Here is an 836-nt window from a genome sequence, read left to right as displayed (position 1 = left end):
AGAGGCCATCGTGTGGATGGTACGCTAAACAACGTTTGGCATGAACAATAAAGGAACGATCAGGCGGCACGAGCCTGTTTCGACAGATTGAGCGTCTTGCGGCCCGCAGAAGCTGCGGCTTTGTCCCAGAGGAAGTCTCCGGAAAAGGCGATGTGCTCCCATCCCACCGGGGAAGTATGCGCCAGCAGGTCCTCCGGGACGACCGCCGATGTTGAGCGCAGATGTGTGACGGCGGTTTGCAGATAGACTGTATTCCAGTAGACGATCGCCGCGATGACGAGATTGAGGCCCGACGCCCGGTATTGCTGGGCTTCATGGCTGCGGTCGATGATCCGTCCCTGGCGGAAGGTATGGATTGCCTGGGTCAGCACATGCCGCTGCTCGCTGTTGTTGAGCCCTGCCTGACATCTCTGCCGCAGATCAGGGGTTTCGAGCCAGTCGAGCATGAACAGAGTGCGCTCGATCTTGCCGATTTCCTGGAGTGCGACGTCGAGCCGATTCTGGCGCTCATAGGCAGCAAGCTTGCGCAACATCCTGGAGGGCGCGACATGCCCGGCCTTGATTGATCCGACAAGCCGCAGCACGTCCTCCCATTGTTCCCGAATGATGTCGGTGCGGATGGTTTTGCCAAGCAGCGGGCTGATGGAGGGATAGGAACTGGCCGGTGCGATGGACGCCAGGCGTCTATCCGGAAAGTCGCGCAGGCGTGGGCAAAAGCGAAAACCCAACAGGGCGCAGAGCGCGAAGACATGGTCGGTGGCACCACCCGTGTCGGTATAATGCTCGGTGATTTTAAGCCCCGTTCCATGATTGGTCAGGCCGTCGAGCACGTATGG

Annotated in this window: 1 protein-coding gene; it reads right to left on the bottom strand. The window is 59.4% G+C overall.

Features of this window, described 5'->3' with window-relative positions; translation table 11 throughout:
- Positions 1–59: 59 nt before the first annotated feature.
- Positions 60–836: Tn3 family transposase (locus CFR80_RS18560; RefSeq protein ID WP_146221727.1), on the bottom strand; the 777-nt coding region annotated here is incomplete at its 5' end.

The organism is Komagataeibacter oboediens (assembly GCF_003207815.1).
Classification (GTDB): Bacteria; Pseudomonadota; Alphaproteobacteria; order Acetobacterales; family Acetobacteraceae; genus Komagataeibacter; species Komagataeibacter oboediens.
This window is presented reverse-complemented; position numbering and strand designations above follow the sequence as displayed.